Origin of the sequence: Exiguobacterium sp. SH1S1, from assembly GCF_004337245.1 — a bacterium.
In the GTDB taxonomy this organism is placed as follows: domain Bacteria; phylum Bacillota; class Bacilli; order Exiguobacteriales; family Exiguobacteriaceae; genus Exiguobacterium; species Exiguobacterium aurantiacum_A.
In genome coordinates this window covers 103,577-122,502 of record NZ_SJUZ01000001.1, presented here as the reverse complement: position 1 = coordinate 122,502, position 18,926 = coordinate 103,577, and the positions used below count along the sequence as shown (strand labels likewise).

At 52.4% G+C, this 18,926-nt stretch carries 22 protein-coding genes; 17 read left to right on the top strand and 5 right to left on the bottom strand.

The window, feature by feature from the left end:
* The first annotated feature begins 4 nt into the window (after positions 1-4).
* The 6 genes from EVJ23_RS00645 to EVJ23_RS00620 all read left to right on the top strand — a co-directional run bounded on the left by EVJ23_RS00645 (position 5) and on the right by EVJ23_RS00620 (position 4,376).
* On the top strand, positions 5-799 hold the full coding sequence (locus tag EVJ23_RS00645) for a TIGR00282 family metallophosphoesterase (protein ID WP_035386387.1): 795 nt from the start codon (positions 5-7) through the stop codon (positions 797-799).
* Between the two features lie 26 nt (positions 800-825).
* A complete protein-coding gene (locus tag EVJ23_RS00640; RefSeq protein WP_016509762.1) occupies positions 826-1,086 on the top strand; it encodes a stage V sporulation protein S in 261 nt (86 codons plus the stop codon).
* 169 nt (positions 1,087-1,255) lie between these two features.
* The gene (gene tdh / locus EVJ23_RS00635; RefSeq protein ID WP_070327132.1) at positions 1,256-2,332 is read left to right on the top strand and encodes an L-threonine 3-dehydrogenase; all 1,077 of its coding nucleotides are present in this window, start codon (positions 1,256-1,258) and stop codon (positions 2,330-2,332) included.
* A 15-nt stretch (positions 2,333-2,347) separates the two neighbouring features.
* Positions 2,348-3,529, top strand: a complete 1,182-nt coding sequence (locus EVJ23_RS00630) for a glycine C-acetyltransferase (RefSeq protein ID WP_070327133.1) — start codon at positions 2,348-2,350, stop codon at positions 3,527-3,529.
* Between the two features lie 290 nt (positions 3,530-3,819).
* Entirely contained in the window at positions 3,820-4,065 is a 246-nt protein-coding gene (locus EVJ23_RS00625; protein WP_131463654.1) for a hypothetical protein, read from the top strand.
* A complete protein-coding gene (locus EVJ23_RS00620) occupies positions 4,065-4,376 on the top strand; it encodes a hypothetical protein (protein ID WP_131463652.1) in 312 nt (103 codons plus the stop codon). The genes EVJ23_RS00625 and EVJ23_RS00620 overlap by 1 nt, the downstream gene beginning before the upstream one ends.
* Before the next feature lie 195 nt (positions 4,377-4,571).
* Here EVJ23_RS00620 and EVJ23_RS00615 read toward each other — a convergent pair whose 3' ends face one another.
* Positions 4,572-5,120, bottom strand: a complete 549-nt coding sequence (locus EVJ23_RS00615; protein WP_131463650.1) for a DUF4256 domain-containing protein — start codon at positions 5,118-5,120, stop codon at positions 4,572-4,574.
* Positions 5,121-5,207: 87 nt separating this feature from the next.
* Between EVJ23_RS00615 and EVJ23_RS00610 the strand changes: the two genes are divergently transcribed.
* A complete protein-coding gene (locus EVJ23_RS00610) occupies positions 5,208-6,023 on the top strand; it encodes a hypothetical protein (protein WP_131470803.1) in 816 nt (271 codons plus the stop codon).
* Complete coding sequence (locus EVJ23_RS00605) at positions 6,013-6,540, top strand: hypothetical protein (RefSeq protein WP_131463646.1); 528 nt, start codon at positions 6,013-6,015, stop codon at positions 6,538-6,540. Before EVJ23_RS00610 ends, EVJ23_RS00605 begins: the two co-directional genes overlap by 11 nt.
* Before the next feature lie 64 nt (positions 6,541-6,604).
* On the opposite strand, the gene EVJ23_RS00600 is transcribed toward EVJ23_RS00605, so the two are convergent.
* On the bottom strand, positions 6,605-7,762 hold the full coding sequence (locus EVJ23_RS00600) for an MFS transporter (protein ID WP_131463644.1): 1,158 nt from the start codon (positions 7,760-7,762) through the stop codon (positions 6,605-6,607).
* Positions 7,763-7,909: 147 nt separating this feature from the next.
* On the opposite strand from EVJ23_RS00600, the gene EVJ23_RS00595 reads away from it, so the two are divergent.
* Positions 7,910-8,458: a GNAT family N-acetyltransferase gene (locus tag EVJ23_RS00595; RefSeq protein ID WP_131463642.1), complete on the top strand. Its 549-nt coding sequence runs from the start codon at positions 7,910-7,912 to the stop codon at positions 8,456-8,458.
* 38 nt (positions 8,459-8,496) lie between these two features.
* Here the strand turns inward: EVJ23_RS00595 and EVJ23_RS00590 are convergent, their stop codons facing one another.
* Complete coding sequence (locus EVJ23_RS00590) at positions 8,497-9,492, bottom strand: tyrosine-type recombinase/integrase (RefSeq protein WP_070327139.1); 996 nt, start codon at positions 9,490-9,492, stop codon at positions 8,497-8,499.
* 104 nt (positions 9,493-9,596) lie between these two features.
* Between EVJ23_RS00590 and hflX the strand changes: the two genes are divergently transcribed.
* The 4 genes from hflX to glnA all read left to right on the top strand — a co-directional run bounded on the left by hflX (position 9,597) and on the right by glnA (position 14,024).
* Positions 9,597-10,841 (top strand): GTPase HflX, encoded by a 1,245-nt coding sequence (gene hflX, locus EVJ23_RS00585; RefSeq protein WP_070327140.1) that lies wholly within the window; start codon positions 9,597-9,599, stop codon positions 10,839-10,841.
* Between the two features lie 3 nt (positions 10,842-10,844).
* Positions 10,845-12,140 (top strand): methionine gamma-lyase family protein, encoded by a 1,296-nt coding sequence (locus tag EVJ23_RS00580; protein ID WP_070327912.1) that lies wholly within the window; start codon positions 10,845-10,847, stop codon positions 12,138-12,140.
* A 93-nt stretch (positions 12,141-12,233) separates the two neighbouring features.
* Positions 12,234-12,638: a MerR family transcriptional regulator gene (locus tag EVJ23_RS00575; protein ID WP_131463640.1), complete on the top strand. Its 405-nt coding sequence runs from the start codon at positions 12,234-12,236 to the stop codon at positions 12,636-12,638.
* A 45-nt stretch (positions 12,639-12,683) separates the two neighbouring features.
* The gene (glnA, locus tag EVJ23_RS00570) at positions 12,684-14,024 is read left to right on the top strand and encodes a type I glutamate--ammonia ligase (RefSeq protein WP_016509758.1); all 1,341 of its coding nucleotides are present in this window, start codon (positions 12,684-12,686) and stop codon (positions 14,022-14,024) included.
* Between the two features lie 103 nt (positions 14,025-14,127).
* On the opposite strand, the gene EVJ23_RS00565 is transcribed toward glnA, so the two are convergent.
* Positions 14,128-14,568: a metal-binding protein gene (locus EVJ23_RS00565; protein ID WP_131463638.1), complete on the bottom strand. Its 441-nt coding sequence runs from the start codon at positions 14,566-14,568 to the stop codon at positions 14,128-14,130.
* Positions 14,568-15,188 carry a transcriptional repressor LexA gene (lexA, locus tag EVJ23_RS00560; protein WP_070327143.1) on the bottom strand — a complete coding sequence of 207 codons (621 nt, stop codon included), beginning with the start codon at positions 15,186-15,188 and terminating at the stop codon, positions 14,568-14,570. The genes EVJ23_RS00565 and lexA overlap by 1 nt, the downstream gene beginning before the upstream one ends.
* A gap of 200 nt (positions 15,189-15,388) precedes the next feature.
* Between lexA and EVJ23_RS00555 the strand changes: the two genes are divergently transcribed.
* The 4 genes from EVJ23_RS00555 (at position 15,389) to tkt (ending at position 18,828) form a co-directional block, all read left to right on the top strand.
* The gene (locus EVJ23_RS00555) at positions 15,389-15,625 is read left to right on the top strand and encodes a hypothetical protein (RefSeq protein ID WP_070327144.1); all 237 of its coding nucleotides are present in this window, start codon (positions 15,389-15,391) and stop codon (positions 15,623-15,625) included.
* A 73-nt stretch (positions 15,626-15,698) separates the two neighbouring features.
* A complete protein-coding gene (locus tag EVJ23_RS00550) occupies positions 15,699-16,343 on the top strand; it encodes a YneB family resolvase-like protein (RefSeq protein WP_131463636.1) in 645 nt (214 codons plus the stop codon).
* A gap of 60 nt (positions 16,344-16,403) precedes the next feature.
* The gene (locus EVJ23_RS00545; protein ID WP_070327145.1) at positions 16,404-16,637 is read left to right on the top strand and encodes a DUF896 domain-containing protein; all 234 of its coding nucleotides are present in this window, start codon (positions 16,404-16,406) and stop codon (positions 16,635-16,637) included.
* A gap of 199 nt (positions 16,638-16,836) precedes the next feature.
* Positions 16,837-18,828, top strand: coding sequence for a transketolase (gene tkt / locus EVJ23_RS00540; RefSeq protein WP_131463635.1), 1,992 nt, complete (start codon positions 16,837-16,839; stop codon positions 18,826-18,828).
* Positions 18,829-18,926 lie beyond the last annotated feature (98 nt).

Below are 18,926 nucleotides of genomic sequence, written 5' to 3'. Positions count from 1 at the left end.
ATTTATGAAGATTTTATTTATCGGTGACGTCGTCGGGAAACCGGGTCGTGACATCTTGGCAGCACAAATCGGGCGCTTGAAAAGCAAATACAGTCCGACGTTCATGCTCGTCAACGGTGAGAACGCAGCCAACGGGCGCGGTATCACAAAAAAAATATACCAACAATTTCTCGAACTTGGATTCCACGGCGTGACGATGGGGAACCATACATGGGACAACCGTGAAATCTTTGATTGGATCGACGACGCCGAGCGCATCGTCCGTCCGGCCAACTATCCGGACGGCACGCCCGGTGTCGGCATGATGGTGCTCAAGCAGAACGGGAAGAAGCTTGCCGTCATCAACGTCATGGGGACGGTGTTCTTGCCGTCGCTCGATTGTCCGTTCCGCAAAGTCGACGCCCTCGTCGATGAGGTTCGGGACGATGTCGATGCCATCTTCGTCGACATGCACGCCGAGGCGACGAGTGAGAAGATCGCGATGGGGTATCACCTAGACGGCCGTGTCCAAGCCGTCGTCGGGACGCACACCCATGTCCAAACCGCTGATGAGCGCGTGCTCAAAAACGGGACGGCGTATATCACTGATGTCGGGATGACCGGTCCGCTCGACGGTGTCCTCGGCATGGACGCGTCTGTCGTGTTGAAAAAATTTGTGACACAACTCCCGGTCCGGTTTGAAGTTGCCGAGGGACGGGAACAACTTAATGGAGTTTTAATCACGATCGACGACCAGTCGAAACGAGCGACCAAGATCGAACGCATACACCTAGATGATCAGACCGTCTGGTTTGATTGAACAACCTACCCGAGGGGGAAACAAGAATGGACGTACTCAGAGTTTCAGCAAAATCGAATCCCAACTCCGTTGCGGGTGCATTAGCTGGCGTTCTTCGTGAAAAAGGAACGTGTGAGATTCAAGCGATCGGCGCCGGTGCGCTCAATCAATCCATCAAAGCTGTCGCCATCGCCCGCGGTTTCGTCGCGCCGAGCGGTCTTGATTTGATCTGTATTCCAGCGTTCACGGATATTCTAATTGACGGGGAAGAACGAACTGCCATCAAGCTCATCATCGAACCTAGATGAGCTTGTGCGGTCGGGACATAGGTCCTATTCTTGTGAAGAGAAGCCATCGGAGCGGATGGCTTCTCTTTTTTGTTGAAAAATGAGGTTCTATCTTCTCAGTTTCGTCATTTTATGACAAGATGAAAGAGAACGTGAAGTTCGACAAACAGACAAGAGGGGGACGTTTTCGATGGAACAGCTCGTGTCAACGACAGAGAAGGAAGCAACGACACCTGTTATGAAAGCGATTCAAAAACACACGGCCGGATTTGGGGCAAAGCTGGTCGAGGTGCCGATTCCGACACCGGGTGCCGGTGAAGTATTGATCAAAGTGAAAGCGACATCGATTTGCGGGACCGACGTCCATATTTATGAATGGGACGACTGGGCGAAGAGCCGGGTCAAACCGCCTTACGTGTTCGGGCATGAGTTTTCAGGGGAAGTCGTGGCGCTCGGGGAAGGCGCGAAGCGCATCAAAGTCGGTCAGACCGTGTCGGCTGAGACGCACATCGTCTGCCATCAGTGTAAACAATGTTTGCGTGGCCAGTATCATATCTGTAAAAATACGAAAATCATCGGGGTCGACACACAAGGCTGTTTCGCCGAGTATGTCGTCATGCCGGAAGAGAACTTATGGGTCAACCCGGAGACGATGCCGTCGAAGCTAGCGTCGATTCAAGAACCGCTCGGGAACGCGGTCCATACAGTGCTCGCAAGTGACGTAACGGCACAATCTGTCGCCATCGTCGGCTGCGGCCCGATCGGTCTCATGGCCGTCGGCGTCGCCAAGGCGGCCGGTGCGAGCCGCGTGTATGCGATTGACATCAATCCGTACCGGTTGAAGCTTGCAGAACAGATGGGAGCGGACGTCGTCATCAACAGCATGGACCAAAATCCGCTCGACTTGATCATGGCTGAGACGGACGGGGACGGGATCGACGTCGTCTGTGAGATGAGCGGGCATCCGGTCGCGATCGACCAGGCGTTCAAGATGGTGACGGCGGGCGGTGACGTCAACGTCTTGTCACTTCCGGCACGACCGGTCGCGCTCGATTTGACGCGTGACGTCGTCTTCAAAGGAATCCGGGTCCAAGGCATAACCGGTCGTAAAATGTACGAGACGTGGGGCCAAGTGTCGACAATGCTCGCGTCCGGCCAATTGAACGTCGAACCGATCATCACCCACGTCTTCAAGCTCGAGGAGTTCGAGCAAGGTTTCGAGCTCATGCGGGCCGGGAAATGCGGGAAAGTCGTCTTACTACCATAAACAGGGGGAATCGATATGGCATTTGAACATATTACAGAAGCAGTCAATGAAATGAAGCAAGCGGGCACGTTCCGCTCGCTCGTGCCGCTCGAATCGGCGCAAGGGAACGAAGTCATGATCAACGGTAAGTCGCTCGTCCAATTATCGTCGAACAACTACCTCGGACTCGCCAACCACCCACGCTTAAAACAAGCCGCGATTGAAGCGGTCGAAGCGTTCGGGGCCGGGACGGGATCGGTCCGGACGATCGCCGGAACGTTCGAGATGCATGAAGCGTTCGAGCGCGAGCTCGCCGAGTTCAAGCATACGGAAGCGGCACTCGTGTTCCAATCGGGATTCGCGACGAACCTCGGCGTCTTATCAGCGCTGCTCGGACCGGAAGACGTCGTCATCAGTGACGCGCTCAACCACGCCTCGATCATCGACGGAATCCGTCTGACGAAAGCGGCCCGTCGCATCTACAAGCATACCGACCTTGAAGACTTAGAGGCGGCCTTGAAAGAGACGCAAGACTACCGGACGCGGCTCGTCGTAACGGACGGCGTCTTCTCGATGGACGGCAACATCGCACCGCTCCCGGAGATCGTCGAGCTCGCCGAGAAGTATGATGCTGCGGTCATGGTCGACGACGCGCACGCGTCGGGCGTCCTCGGTCAGAATGGACGCGGGACGGTCAACCACTTCGGTCTCGACGGCCGCGTCGCCCTCCAAGTCGGGACGTTGTCGAAAGCGATCGGGGTCCTCGGCGGCTACGTCGCCTGTTCGAACGACGTCCGTGACTTCTTGATCCAAAAAGGGCGTCCGTTCTTGTTCTCGACGTCACACCCGCCAGCGGTCGTCGCGGCGAACCGTGAGGCGATCCGGGTCATGAAAGAAGAAGAGGAACTGTTCGACAAGCTATGGGCGAACACCGAGTTCTTCAAATCGGGTCTCCGTGACCTCGGCTTCGACATCGGCCACGCGACGACGCCGATCACCCCGGTCATGCTCGGTGAGGAGACGCTCGCGCACACGTTCTCGGACAAGCTGAAAGACCACGGCGTGTTCGCACAGAGCATCGCCTTCCCGACGGTCGAGAAAGGCAAGGCCCGTATCCGGACGATCGTGACGGCGGAACATACCCGTGACGACCTCGAACGCGCGCTCGCCGCTTTCAAGGCGGTCGCCGAAGAGTTGAACGTCACGCTTCACGCGTAAGATTGGACTGCAGACGATTTGTCTGCAGTTTTTTATGTGTCAAAAACGTCTATACTATCCTCTTCAATCTATGAATATATCGTGTCAACTTAATCAACCGTGGAGTAAGAGATGACCTATTTGAACAAGTTATACTGGTTCGTCTTGAAAATTTTGGTAGACATTCGAGGGTGCAGACTCTAAAATTTGAAAAAGAATAATTTAGAATTTAATTTTATTTCAAATACCGAATTTAGAATTAAAAAGTTCAAAGAATGTCATTATGGATTGATGTTATCGGAATCGCCTGTATGAGTGTACTTTTTTCGACAGCGGGCATTTATCTATTGATTAAACCGGGAAAAGCGATCACGGATAGTTCAGGGAGCGTGGATGGCATCATCGCTACGATTGTGATTCACGTTGTCCTTATATTTATGACGACAAAACATTTGGGGGCAATCTTGTTACTTATCGGCATCGGCTTGGGGATGGGACTATACGTCGAACTGTATGACGCATTGTTACCGCACGTGAAAGCGATGAGGATGCGTTGATGGACCAACATTCAAGTTTAGTTTTAGGGTCGTTTATGACAGCGGAAGAATTCTCTATTCTGACGATTTCACCGCTGTTCATTATTAACGTTGTGATTGGGATCGGGATTTTGGTCGTCGTGTTCTCTATCGACGTGGAGTCATGGAAAGACTTTTTCTTGTTTTTAGGGATGACGATTTGGGCCTCGGTTTTCGTTTCGGTTTATGCGATGGCATGGTACGTCCGAATTAAGTACGATACGTCGCCGGATTTTTCGGCAACGTTTGGTCTGGATTCCTTTCCAGGATGGGGGACGTTAGTAAGTAAATGAATGCACGAACCTCATGTTACACAGAACGCTTTGATTAATGGCATCGTGTTGATTATGATGCGTAAAGAGAATGCCTGGTACATCTGGTTGTTGAAAGCACCGTCGCTCTTCTTCGTGAGTCTCTTTTTCGTCAAATACATTCCGCTCGTCTTCAAGTGGCTATTCACATAAAAAGAGCAAGGCACTTGGCCTTGCTCAAATAATGAACATCCCTCGGAACCCGCGGGCCGCGTAATAGGAATCCGCACCATTGTGGTAGACGAAGATGTGGTCATAGCGGCGGTCACAGAACAAGGTGCCGCCCTTTTGACGAATCGCTCCCGGGGTGGCAATCCAGCTCGATGTCTTCAAGTCAAACGCGCCGAGCGTCTGCAGATGACGATACGTGACCTCATCCAATAGTTCAATCCCCATCTCTTCGGCCAACGCGACGGCGCTCCCCTCTGGTTTGTTCTTCTTCCGCGCCGCTAACGCCTGCTCATCGTAGCAGAGGCTCCGGCGTCCGCTCGGGCTTTCCGGTGAGCAGTCACAAAAAGCGAGATCACCTTTCGGAAGTCGAATCACGTCAGGTTCGCCGCCGGTCCGTTCCATTTCAGAGAGTGTAAGGAGCTGGTCCGGATTCGTCTCAAGCTTCGTCAACACGTCTGACCAGACGACATCGGGATGCCGCTCCATGTGGGTTTGAAAGCGCGATTTGAGCGTGTTTAACAAGTCGATTGTTTCTTCGTTTGAGAGGTTGGGCATGTTTCTCACTCCATTTCAGCAGTTTCTCTTAGTATAAGATATTTTTCGTCATCATTTATAATTCATTGAGCGAAAGGAGAACGCACGATGAACTTCGATAACATAAATGTTCAGCAACTACACGCAAAGACGTTCCAGAAAATTGATTTGTTTCAACTCAAAACGATTTGGTCAGGTTGTCTGCCGCATGCGTCTTACCGGGTGACAGACTTTTCAGAGCTGAACTTACATGTGACGAAGCCACAATTGATTCAGCTTCGATGGATCGATTTGACGTTACCGTTCGGCATCTATTCAAATGAAAAACTAGTTTTTTTGTATGATCCGTACGCTCGCGAGCTACATACGGAAGAAGGGGGTATACTCGAGCAAAACCACCCTAACGTATCGATTGTCGATTTTTTAATCGCGCACGGGCAAACGTTTCATGATCCGGATACATATTCTTTGAAAATGGAGGATGCTTATGGTTTGTCACCGGATAGCCATTGGAGACAGTTCGGTTTACCGAAAGTGAAGGCCCCTGCGGCATTCATTGCGAACTTATTAACCACATTCGGTGTTATCTCATTCCAAGTCGTCTTATACAAAAATAAATTATTATCAGATATTGAGTCATGGGCGAAGCGGACGGGAAGCAATTATACAGTTGAATCTAGTAGAAAATGGGTGTGGCCGAAAACGTATAAGGTGAGCTGTGATATCTCTCAACAATCGGAACAAGCTATCCATCAACTTGTGTCAATTCTGGATCACTATGAAGAGTGGGAAGGTGTTCGATTCCTAATCCCAACCGAGACAGAAACCGTCTCATTGTTCATCGGAGGCGATTTGACGCAAGGATATGGCTACGGTGTGTTTCAGTATGAACATCCTGGAGAGGTGGTTTCAAATGAGATTTGAAGATTTGTTCCTGTATAACGGGACGATTGAGGTGTTCGCTTTCAATTATGACATCGGCCCCAAAAGCCTGACGTTCAATCTACAGCTGTACGACCATACTAGGAAGCGGAACGCCTCCTTCCGTGAGCGGCTCGAGGCGAATGAAATTTCTCCGCAAAGCGAGGTGGTGAACGTGAAGCTCTGCTTTGAAGACATCATCTACATGGAAATCATCGATGAATCGTATGCCGATGGGGTGGTGATGACGCCTCACGACAAATGTGAAGGGCATCAAATCGTTCGCTATTCAAGATCAGGCTATCTCGAGCAGCTACAAGAAACGCATTTCCAATTGTGGGAGTGCATCAAATCGGATGTTGCTACATTTTGTCACTATCGGATTTGCGGATTGGATACGGTCCTCGAAATCATCACGATGTCGGACCCGACTGTCGAGACGGCGATTGGGTTGAATTGTATCCGTCGCGGCAGCCCGACCATCTATTTTGGCGGGGAGCATTACTACGAGAAGTCGTAAGCGATATGTAGAACATTCGAAAATACAAATAGGCGCCATCTCCTACTGAGAAGGCGCCTTACTATTACACGGATTGGACCAAGTCGTCCATCTGGTCGATTTGTCGGCCGAGCCAGACGAGTGGGATGGTCAAACCTGCGCCAATCAAGTAGACGACCGCAATCGGCAATCCGTCCGCGAGCATACCGAACGTCAGGCTGCCGATGCTGAAGGCGAACGTGTAGGTCGTCTGTTGGACGCTGTAGACGTACGGGAGTTGTGCGGCCGGTGTCGTCTCTTGGAGCGCTGTGTTCGTCTGGATGATGAGGAGCTGGGTGGCGTATCCTTGAATCGCGAGCGCGATGAGTGCGAACACGATGTGAGACGTCAGCCCGAACAACAGGGCGGCCCCTACAGACAAGACGGAGCTGATGGCGAGCGAACTGTTGCGCTTTGCACGGTACAGGTAAGCGCTCGCTATGATCATACTGACCAAGAAGCTCGCGTTCATCGTTCCCCACCAGCTCGTATCGATGTGGAGATGGCGCTCCAAATAGACGAGTAGGAGCGCTGAAATCCAAAGTGTGCTGACGAACGATTCGAACGTGACGAACACCGTGATCAGTCGAGCATAAGGTGCTGTTCGCACGAAGGCGAGGCTGTCCTTTAGGGAAATGTCCGATTCAAGCTCTGTTTCCGTCACATCGTGGTCGAGCGAATGGACGAATTGAAACGTGACGAGCGTTGACAGCGTGAACAAAATCAAAGCGACGGTTAGAGCCACCTCGCTTGAAAACGAAGCGACAAGAATCGTCCCAAGCGGCCACATCGCCAGCTGGATGAACTGGTTCGACCCTTGGACGAGACTGTTTGCTTGTTGGCGATTTGTCGTCAGCCGGGGAATGAACGACGCCTGGACCGGACGGGCGAACCCGTCTAAGAAAGCGATTAGTACGACAAGACCGAGGACGTAGACCGATTCCGTCTGAATCACCGCAAGAAGTAGGATTGTTTTCAGTAATTGCGTGACGAGTAGCGTCTGACCGAGCGTGAACCGAGATAGGACGCGGGCAAAGAACAGACCGCTCACGGTCATGCCGATCGTGACGGCAATCGGGAAACTAGCCGCTGCGAGGGCGGAACCGCTCTGTTGATACAATAAGGCGATCAAGGCGACGATATAGAGCACGTCACCGATGTTGGCCAGCCATTGACTGACCAAGAGCGTGTAAAATGACTTCATCACAAATCTCCCCCAGGACTATTCAATTTTGGATGGGATGGATGAAGCCAGATTACATATTTTCACCGCTTTCAAATTATTTACAGATAGCTTACAATAAATCATCAGTGAACACAATAAATGGGAGATGGATGGGGGGACGGTAACATGTTGGCTTATAATATCGATGAAAAATTACAGCTACGGATGTTCACCGTCGACGACGCGGAGGCGTTGTTCGAACTGACGATGGCATCGAAGCCATATCTTCGCGAGTGGCTCGGGTGGCTCGATTACACGGAGACGGTTGAGGATTCGCGGCAGAACATCGAAGGACGAATCAAAGGATTGATCGAGACGGGTGGCTATCCAAAATCGTTCGCGATTCTGTATCAAGGCGAGCTAGCCGGGACGATCGGCTTCAACGATCTTGATCGTGGCATCAAGTGCGGGACGGTCGGCTATTGGCTCGGCCAAGACTTTCAAGGGCATGGCATCATGAGCCAAGCACTTGAAACGATCATCGAGTACGGATTTAAGGAACTCCGCTTACATAAGATTGAGATCCGTGTCGCGACCGGGAACGTGAAGAGCCGGGCGCTGCCGGAACGGCTCGGCTTCAAACAAGAAGGCGTGCTTCGAGACGCCGAATGGCTGTACGACCGGTACGTCGACCATGTCGTCTACGGGTTACTAGAAGATGAATGGGCCCATTGATCGACAAAGCAAAACCCGTCCTCGGAAAAGGGCGGGTTTTAGTTCGTCACATTTTCACCGAACAGCTCGGCACCGAACTCGGCATACGCCTGCTCATAACGGCGGAGCGACGACTCTTTATGCATGCACGTCACGTTCATCCGCTCGAGAGAGGTCATGTCGGTCGCATACGTCTTCAAGACATGGGCGTTCCGGAGCATCGACGGGGTGACCGAGCGGGTGACGCCGCTGCGCTCGTTCAACTGCCGCATCATCTTCGTAATCATGACGATCGTCAGCTGTTTCGGCTGGTTTTTGGCGTACACCCAGCGGAACGTCATCCGGGCAAAGTCGAACGAGACGAAGACGGGATCTTCCGAGTACCAGCGCGGGCGCACCGGCGTCGGGATGTCGGCGAGATAGTTCATGAGGAGCGATTGGTCCTCAGGCGTCAGCTTCAGCGTGAACTTGTTACCGAGCCGGTCATAGACATCGAACTCGTAGCTCGCCAAGTGTAGGTCGTTCATTTTCAGACGGATGATATGATGGACGCGCAAACCGTATTTGTAGAACAGTGTGACGATGAGCGCGTTGCGGTTGACGAGGTACGGATGGGCCTGAAGCTGGTTCTCGCTCAATCCCCGCGGCGACCGGATCGTCCGGACGAGCTTGTCGAACTCGGACTGTAACGCGATCTGGTCGATGGTGAGCGTGTGCGCCGGTTGCGAATAGGCGAGCATCTTTTTGCGGAGCGGGTTCAAAAACTGGGTCAAGCTGTTGATGACGGTGACGATGCGGGCGACCGTCGCCTGTTGGTACTGTTTCTCTTCGATCAAAAAATCGTTGATGAACGTCTTCCATGACTCGAGCGGGACGGCGAGCCATTCCTCGGGGGTGACGAGTTCGACGTTATGGTCGCTGAAGTATTTGTGCACGTCGATCAAGTCGTAGCGATAGCGTTTCAGCGTCGATGGCTGGCGGCCGCTCGCACCGAGATGATATAAATACGTTTCGATATACTCGGGGAGCGAGTACTCTTTTCTGCGTTTCGTCATGGGACGTCCCTCCTTCTCTTCATATCGTACCACAAACGGACGTTCTCCATTCATGGATTCGTGGTAAGATGGAGGATGAGACTTATTAGGAATGAGGGATGTATATGGAACGAGAGAAAGTGATCATCGTCGGGTGTCAGCTACCGACCGTCGACGATTGGACATATGAACAATCGATGGGTGAACTCGTCGAATTGGTCGATACAGCAAAAGGTGAGGTCGTCGCAAGACTCGACCAGAAACGGCAACAAGTCGACCGCCGGACGTTTATCGGGAAAGGGAAAGTCGAGGAGCTCGCCGTACTCATCGAACAGTTCGAGCCGGATATTGTCATCTTCAACGCTGAGCTGTCACCGGCCCAATCGAAAAACATTCGGATCTCGTTGAACGACCCGGACGAGATGAAATTGATCGACCGGACGCAACTCATCTTGGACATCTTCGCCGGACGGGCCCAGTCGAAGGAAGGGAAGCTCCAAGTCGAGCTCGCCCAGATGAACTACTTGCTCCCACGCCTGATCGGGCAAGGCACACAGTTGTCACGACTCGGAGGCGGGATTGGGACACGTGGCCCGGGTGAGACGAAACTTGAAAGTGACCGCCGTCACATCAAGCGCCGCATCGATGAGATCAAGAAACAACTCGAAGGCACGGTCGCGCACCGTGACCGCTACCGTGTGCGCCGGAAAGAGAACCGTGTGTTCCAAGTCGCGCTCGTCGGTTACACGAACGCCGGCAAGTCGACGATCTTCAACCGTCTGACCGATGCCGACACGTACGAACAGGACGAACTGTTCGCGACGCTCGACCCGCTCACGCGTGAGCTCGAACTGCCGCGCGGCGGGAAAGTGCTGATCACCGACACGGTCGGGTTCATCCGCGACTTGCCAACGAAACTCGTCGCCGCGTTCCGCTCGACGCTTGAAGAAGTGCTCGGGGCCGACCTCGTGCTTCATGTCATCGACGCGTCGAACCCGCACTACATGAACCAGATCGATACGACCAATTCGGTCTTGTCCGATCTCGGCGCGAGTGAGTTGCCGCAGCTCGAAGTGTACAACAAGAAAGATCGCTTGACGGCTGACTTCGTCGGTGGACCGCTCGTCATCTCGGCGCTCGACTCGGCCGATATCGAGACGCTCATCGGCGCGATTGAGGACAAGATTTCGGACGTGTTGACGAAAGTGCACGTCGTCTTGCCGGTCAGCTCGTTCGAACATTACCATCCGGCCAAAGATTCGATGTACCGGCTCGAGGAGAACTTCCTTGACGACGGCTCGGTCGAACTTGTCGGTTATATGAGAGAAGACACGCGTCTATATGCGACGCTGAAACCATTTGAGGTGTGAATGATGTGGCAAGAAAAGATTGAGCATTACGATGAATTGGCCCCGTTCGTCAAGCAAGCGGAACAACGGGTGAAACCTTATTTTGAAGCGATCGAGGAAACGGCGGAGTTCAACCAATACCGTGTCCTCGAATCGTTCAAGAAGCATAAAGTGTCAGACTTTCATTTCAATCCGACGACCGGGTACGGCTATGACGATATCGGGCGCGACACGCTCGAGTCGATCTATGCGGACGTGTTCGGGGCCGAACTCGCCCTCTGTCGTCCGCAAATCATCTCGGGGACACACGCGATCGGGATCGCCTTGTTCGGTGTGTTGTTACCGGGAGATGAACTCTTGTATATCACGGGTAAACCGTACGATACGCTTGAAGAGATCGTCGGCATCCGCGGCGACGGCCGCGGTTCATTGAAAGAACTCGGTGTCGGCTACGATACGGTCGAGTTGAAAGACGATCAAATCGATGTCGCGGCTGCGATCGAACGGATCCGCCCCGAGACGAAGCTCGTCGGCATCCAACGTTCGAAAGGGTACGCCAATCGACGCAGCATCCCGGTGCGTGAAATCGGCGAGGCGATCGCGGCGATCAAAGCAGCGCACCCGCACGTGTTCGTCTTCGTCGACAACTGCTACGGCGAATTTGTCGAGACGATTGAGCCGACACATGTCGGGGCCGACCTCATGGCCGGTTCGCTCATTAAAAACCCGGGCGGTGGCTTGGCGAAGACGGGTGGCTATATCGCCGGGACGAAAGCATTGATCGAACGATGCTCGTTCCGGATGACGACGCCAGGCATCGGCAGCGAGGCCGGTCCGTCGCTCTATTCGCTGCAGGAGATGTATCAAGGCTTTTATATGGCGCCGCACACGGTCGCCCAAGCGTTGAAAGGGGCCCATTTGACGGCGAGCCTGCTCGGCCTGCTCGGTTTTGAAACCGATCCGCATTATACGTCACGGCGGACCGATTTGATTCAATCGGTCACGTTCCGCGACCGCGACAAGATGATCGCGTTCTGTCAGAGCATTCAGATGGCGTCCCCGGTCAACGCCCACGCACTGCCGGTACCGGCCTATATGCCAGGATATGAGGATGACGTCATCATGGCAGCCGGGACGTTCATCCAAGGTTCGTCGATCGAACTATCAGCGGACGGACCGCTCCGGGCACCGTACACGGCATACGTCCAAGGCGGCTTGACCTATGCGCACGTTAAAGTCGCGTTAATGCTCGCCTTGAGCCAATTGCGGACGAAAGGGCTCGTCACATTTGACCGTGAAAATTCAACTCAAACGTTGTAACCGAAATGTCATGTTAACTTTCTTAACATCTATTGACAGGAAAGTTGTCATGTATTATTCTCACATTGTGAGACAGAAAAGGAGGGGTAAGGGATGGCCGATCAATTTCGTCGCTCCAACCCGTTGTTTCCGATTGGGATCGTCCAAGATCTGACGCAACTGACAGGCAGGCAGATTCGATATTACGAAGAACAGGGTCTGGTTTCGCCTAGTCGGACGGAATCGAAACGACGACTTTATTCCTTTAATGATGTCGAACGTTTACTCGCAATCAAAGATTTCATTGACCAAGGCTTCAACTTGGCGGCGATTCGCCATATGCTCGACAACGACGGTGCCAAAGAGACAGAACAATCTGCTTCTACGGCCCCGCCAAGCGAACCGCCAAAGATTTCCGAGAAAGAGTTACATCAATTATTGAAAACGCAGCTTCAAGAAGCTGGTCGTTTCAATAAAACGTCGCTCATCCAAGGAGAGTTGTCACGTTTTTATCGATGACGCCAGTACACAAACCATTACACAATGTGAGAGGGGACTTTTACCATGGCCAGAAAAACGTTCACAAAAGAAGACATCAAACGGATCGCACAAGAAGAGGACGTACGCTTTATTCGTCTTCAATTCACGGATATCCTCGGTACGATTAAAAACGTCGAGGTGCCAATCAGCCAATTGGACAAAGCACTTGATAACAAGATGATGTTCGATGGCTCTTCAATCGAAGGGTTCGTACGCATCGAGGAATCAGACATGTACCTCTATCCAGACCTTAACACGTGGGTTGTCTTCCCATGGACAGACGGCAGCGGTAAAGTCGCTCGCTTAATTTGTGATATTTATAATCCGGACGGCACACCGTTCAGCGGTGACCCGCGCGGCATTTTGAAACGCAACCTCGAGCACATGCAAAAGCTCGGCTTCACAGCGTTCAACGTCGGACCAGAGCCAGAATTCTTCCTCTTCAAGAAAGACTTGAACGGACAGCCGACACTCGAATTGAACGACCAAGGCGGTTACTTCGACTTGGCACCGGTCGATTCAGGCGAGAACTGCCGTAAAGAAATCGTTATCGAGCTCGAAAACATGGGCTTCGAGATCGAAGCGTCACACCACGAAGTCGCACCAGGACAGCATGAAATCGACTTCAAATACGCGGATGCGGTAACGACTGCCGACAACATCCAAACGTTCAAACTCGTCGTCAAGACGATCGCGGCGAAGTATGGCCTTCACGCGACGTTCATGCCGAAACCACTCTATGGTGTCAACGGTTCAGGGATGCATGCGAACATGTCACTCTTTAAAGGCGACACGAACGTGTTCTACGACCCGAACGGTGACATGGAGCTCTCGGATACGGCACGCGCCTTCACAGCTGGTATCCTTGAGCACGCACGTGCGTTCACGGCGATCTGTAACCCAACGGTCAACTCGTACAAGCGTCTCGTGCCTGGATACGAAGCACCATGCTACGTCGCATGGAGCGCTCGTAACCGTTCACCGCTCGTTCGTGTACCGGCTGCCCGCGGCCTCTCGACACGTATCGAAGTACGTTCGGTCGACCCGGCGGCGAACCCGTACCTCGCGCTCTCGGCCCTCTTGGCTTCTGGTCTTGACGGCATCGAGAAAGATTTGAAAGCACCGAAACCGATCGACAGCAACATCTACGTGATGGACAAGCCAGAGCGTGTTGCGAACGGGATCGACGATCTTCCGGCGACACTCTTCGACGCGCTCGAAGTACTCCGCGCCGACAAAATCGTCATGGATTCGCTCGGTGACCATATCGGCGAACACTTCCTCGAGTTGAAAGAGATCGAGTGGGACATGTTCCGCACGCAAGTAACAGAGTGGGAACGCGATCAGTACATGACGCTCTACTAAGTCAAATGAACTTGAAAAAACGCTCGATCCAGTTTCTTGGATCGGGCGTTTTTTTAGTCAAAACAAGCGACCACTCGAAATTGAGTGGTCGCTTGTTTTGCGATTAGAACGCACGTTTGAAAAATGTGGACGCATAGTCGAGTGCCGTATGGAGCGTCGTCGCGAACACGAGACCGAGGAAGAACGGGATGCCGTTCAAGTCGAGCCACGTCTTCACAACCGCTTCATACGGAGTGAACGTAAGGATGAGCGCGAGCGGGAAGCCAAGGTAGATGACACGAATGAGATCGCTCAACACCGGCAAGTGCGACAGCGGAGACCGGTGCGGCATCAGCTTCACGTAAGGGAGCCAAAAGCCACGCAGCGGTCCCCACCGATAGTATGCATCCGATTTTAAATCGAGGTCCGGGGAGAGCCAGAACGTCCCGATAAGCGCACCGAGGAAAAGGGTAGTCGGGATATCGACATCAATAAAAGGCGTGGCAATCGCTAAAGCACCGATTGCCACGAGGTTCGTACGCGTATGTGTCTTGCCGCTAGCCATTAATGGATCGTCCGGTATACACCGATGACCTTCCCTAAAATGGATACGTTATCGAAATACATCGCCTCAAGTTCATCGTTCTCCGGCTGGAGTCGGACTTTCGACGCCTCTTTGTAGATCCGTTTGACGGTCGCCTCACCCTCGTCCGTCATCGCGACGACAATCTCTCCATTGTCTGCCGTGTTCTGTTGTCTCACGAGTACGCGGTCCCCGTCGAGGATTCCGGCGTTGATCATCGAATCGCCAGAGACGGAGAGCATATACACGTTATCCGAACCGACGATATGGGCCGGGAGCGGGAAGTGTTCTTCCACGTTCTCGATCGCCGTGATCGGTGTTCCGGCCGTAACTTTCCCGATGACCGGGACGTACATGACCGTCTCACGCTCCTCGATTGACGGGGCGTCCTCGCTCAACACTTCGAGCGCGCGCGGTTTTGTCTTATCGCGCCGAATCAATCCACGTTTTTCAAGACGGTCCAAGTGACCGTGCACGGTCGAGCTCGATGCGAGACCGACGGCTTCACCAATTTCTCGGACTGACGGCGGATAACCCTTCGTCCGAACTTCAGCTTTTATAAAATCAAGAATCTGTTGCTGTCTTGCTGACATTTTTTTCAATGGATTTCACCTCGTTTATGTCGAATAACCTGCGAACGCATCCTATTCTTTATGGATTTATTTTAACACAAGAACATATGAGCGTACAAACATTCGTTCGTTTTTTCTTGACCGAACAGAAGTTCTTGTTTTATGATGAGAACAGATAAACGAACAGACGTTCCTAAGAACGCATATTCTCATATTTGGAGGCGGTTCAAATGAAAGATACAATCAACGGATTCATATTGGTCGGAATGGTAGTGCTTGGGATGTTCGCCTTTTACTTAGTCGGCGAGTTTCGCCAAGGCGAAGTTGTCGAGCCGACAGTGATGACGGTCGAAAGAAGTATCGAACAAGAAGTTGCGTTCAACGAAGCGGAAACGCTCGAAGCCCAGCTGTTAGCGGAACGTGCGGAAAAAGAAGAACGGAAAACGACGTGGTTCGCCGCTGAATGATCGATTTGGATTGCGAACACCCGCTCATCCTGTGTATCGTAAAAGGATGACTGGAAAGAAAGGGAGTGACGAGATGCGAGTCGTCATTTATTGTCGCGTATCGACGAACAAGTCAACTCAGGAAACCTCGCTCATGAGGCAAGAAGCGGAATTGTTACAGATGGCCAAACGTCTCGATGCGGAAGTGATCGATGTGATCACCGAACAAGAGAGCGGTTTCGAGGTCAATCGGACGGGTCTGCTCGATCTGTTAGAGCATGTGTCGGCGTCAAAGCTCGATGCCGTGCTCGTGAGCGATGACAGTCGCCTTGGCCGAGGGAATGCAAAAATCGCCATCTTGCATACGCTCATGAAGCATAACGTCCGGCTGTTGACGATGCAGTCGTCCGACGAATATGTCGTCTCCGACGCCGAGAAGATGGTGCTTGAGATTGTCAGCGTCGTCGAGGAGTATCAACGGAAGATTCATAACGCCAAGATATCGCGCGGCATGCGCCGGGCGGTCGCGAACGGCTTCAACCCGCAACGCAATATTCAGCACCATGACCAAGGTGGGAGGAGCCGGATCGAAGTGCCGATCGAGGAGATCGTCCAACTTCGGGAGCGGGGGCTCACCTTCGCTGAGATCGCGGCCACGCTCCGCGGATTCGGCTACGAAGTCTCGAAAGCGACTGTGAACCGTCGCTATTTGGAACATGTGGCAGTGCCAGAAACTTGATTCCTGCGCCCTGATTTTGTACAGTAGAACTACAAATTCAGTAGAGAGGGGGCGAACCTCATGTTAGCACCCGAACAATTGGAGCGGATTAACTTCCTCGCCAACAAGGCAAAGACAGACGGCTTGTCACAACAAGAGATGGACGAGCAACAAGCGTTGCGTCAACAATATTTAAAAGCGTTCCGTCAATCGTTCAAATCCCAGATGATGGGCATGAAAGTCGTCGATCCGGAAGGCAACGACGTGACACCAGAAAAACTAAAAGACGAACAGAACCGACACCGTTCTGAATGAACTCGAATGCACATCCTATTTCGTATAGGATGTGCATGTTTGTTATACACGAAGCTCGATAAGGTTCGACCATTCCCTCGAAAACAGACGTATGGAAGTAAACGATTCCAATCAATGTGACATACTATTTAATTAGTTGTGACACACGATTGAGTGTGCTAAAATATGACGGGTAGAAACTTTCTTAACAACAGAGAGGATGAAATTAGTGGAAACAACTACTAAAGAATTATTAGCGATTAACTCGATTCGGACGCTCTCGATTGATGCTGTCCAACAAGCGAACTCAGGTCACCCAGGTATGCCGATGGGTGCGGCCCCGATGGCGTTCACGCTTTGGACAGACAAAATGCGTCACAACCCGAAAAACCCGAACTGGTTCAACCGCGATCGGTTCGTCCTTTCAGCGGGACACGGTTCGATGCTGTTGTACTCGCTGCTTCACTTGTCTGGTTACGACCTTTCACTCGACGACCTCAAGTCGTTCCGTCAAAAAGACTCGAAGACGCCAGGACACCCTGAGTATCGTCACACGGCTGGTGTAGACGCGACGACGGGACCACTCGGTCAAGGGATTGCGATGGCTGTAGGTATGGCAATGGCTGAGAAGCATTTGGAAGCAACATACAACCGCGACGAGTTCAACGTGGTTGACCACTATACGTTCGGAATTTGTGGAGACGGTGACTTGATGGAAGGTGTGTCGGCTGAGGCTGCCTCACTCGCCGGTCACTTGAAACTCGGTAAACTCGTCGTCTTGTATGATTCAAACGACATCTCGCTTGACGGGGATCTCCATAAGTCGTTCTCGGAAAGCGTAGAAGATCGATTCAACGCTTACGGATGGCAAGTCATTCGCGTCGAGGATGGAACGGACATCGATACGATCGCCAAAGCGATCGACGAGGCGAAAGCTGAGACGTCTAAACCGACGATGATTGAAGTGAAGACGGTCATTGGTTTCGGTTCACCGAATAAATCAGGTAAATCGGCATCACACGGCGCTCCACTTGGAGAAGCAGAAATCGAGCTCACGAAACAGTTCTATAAATGGGAAGGCGAGAACTTCTACGTCCCGAACGAAGTGTACGACTTGTTCAACGATAAAGTCGTTGAGCCTGGCGCTAAAGCTGAGTCGGATTGGAACGAGCTCGTCGCAGCCTACAAATCGGCTCATCCTGAACTCGGTGCTCAGTTCGAACGTGCGATGAACAACGAACTTCCTGAAGGTTGGGATAGCGAGTTGCCAACGTTTGAAGTCGGTTCGAAAAAAGCGACGCGCCAAACGAGCGGAGAAGTCTTGAACGCGATTGCGAAAGCGGTACCGACATTGTTCGGTGGATCGGCTGACCTCGCCGGCTCGAACAACACGATGATTAAAGGAGCGGCTGACTTCGACGAAGATCCGGCTGGCCGTAACATCTGGTTCGGTGTCCGTGAATTCGCAATGGCGGCAGCTGTCAACGGGATGGCACTTCACGGTGGCGTACTTCCTTACGGCGCAACGTTCTTCGTCTTCTCGGATTACCTCCGTCCAGCGGTCCGTCTCGCTGCACTCATGGGAATTCCGGCGACATTCGTTTTGACGCATGACTCGATCGCAGTCGGTGAAGACGGTCCGACGCACGAACCGGTCGAGCACTTGATGAGCTTCCGGGCGATGCCGAACTTGTCAGTTCTCCGTCCGGCAGACGGTAAAGAGACGATCGCCGCTTGGAAACAAGCGATCACGACGACGTCAGCTCCGTCACTTCTCGTCTTGACACGTCAAGCGTTGCCAGAACTCGTAGGAACATCTGTCGAAGACGCGGCGAAAGGTGCCTACGTCGTCGCAGGTAAGTCTAGCGAAGCGGACGTCCTTCTTCTCGGTACAGGCTCAGAAGTCCATGTCCTCGTCGAAGCACGCGAGCAACTCGCTGCTGAAGGCGTGAACGCTGCTGTCGTCTCAATGCCGTCATGGGAACTGTTCGAAGCCCAATCGGCAGAGTACAAGGAATCAGTTCTTCCTTCGTCGATCACGAAACGCGTCTCGCTTGAAGCAGGTTCGACGCTCGGATGGTACAAATACGTCGGATTCGGCGGTAAAGTGCTTGGAATCGACAAGTTCGGTGCCTCGGCTCCTGGAGACCTCCTCATGAAAGAATACGGCATGTCGGTCGAGAACGTCGTCGACGCTGTCAAATCACTATAATTATCATTAAAAACGTGTGATGGCCTAGACGATGTCTAGGTCATCACTTTTTTTTCTGACGACTAGCGAATTAGCGCAATATAGTGTATAGTAAAAAA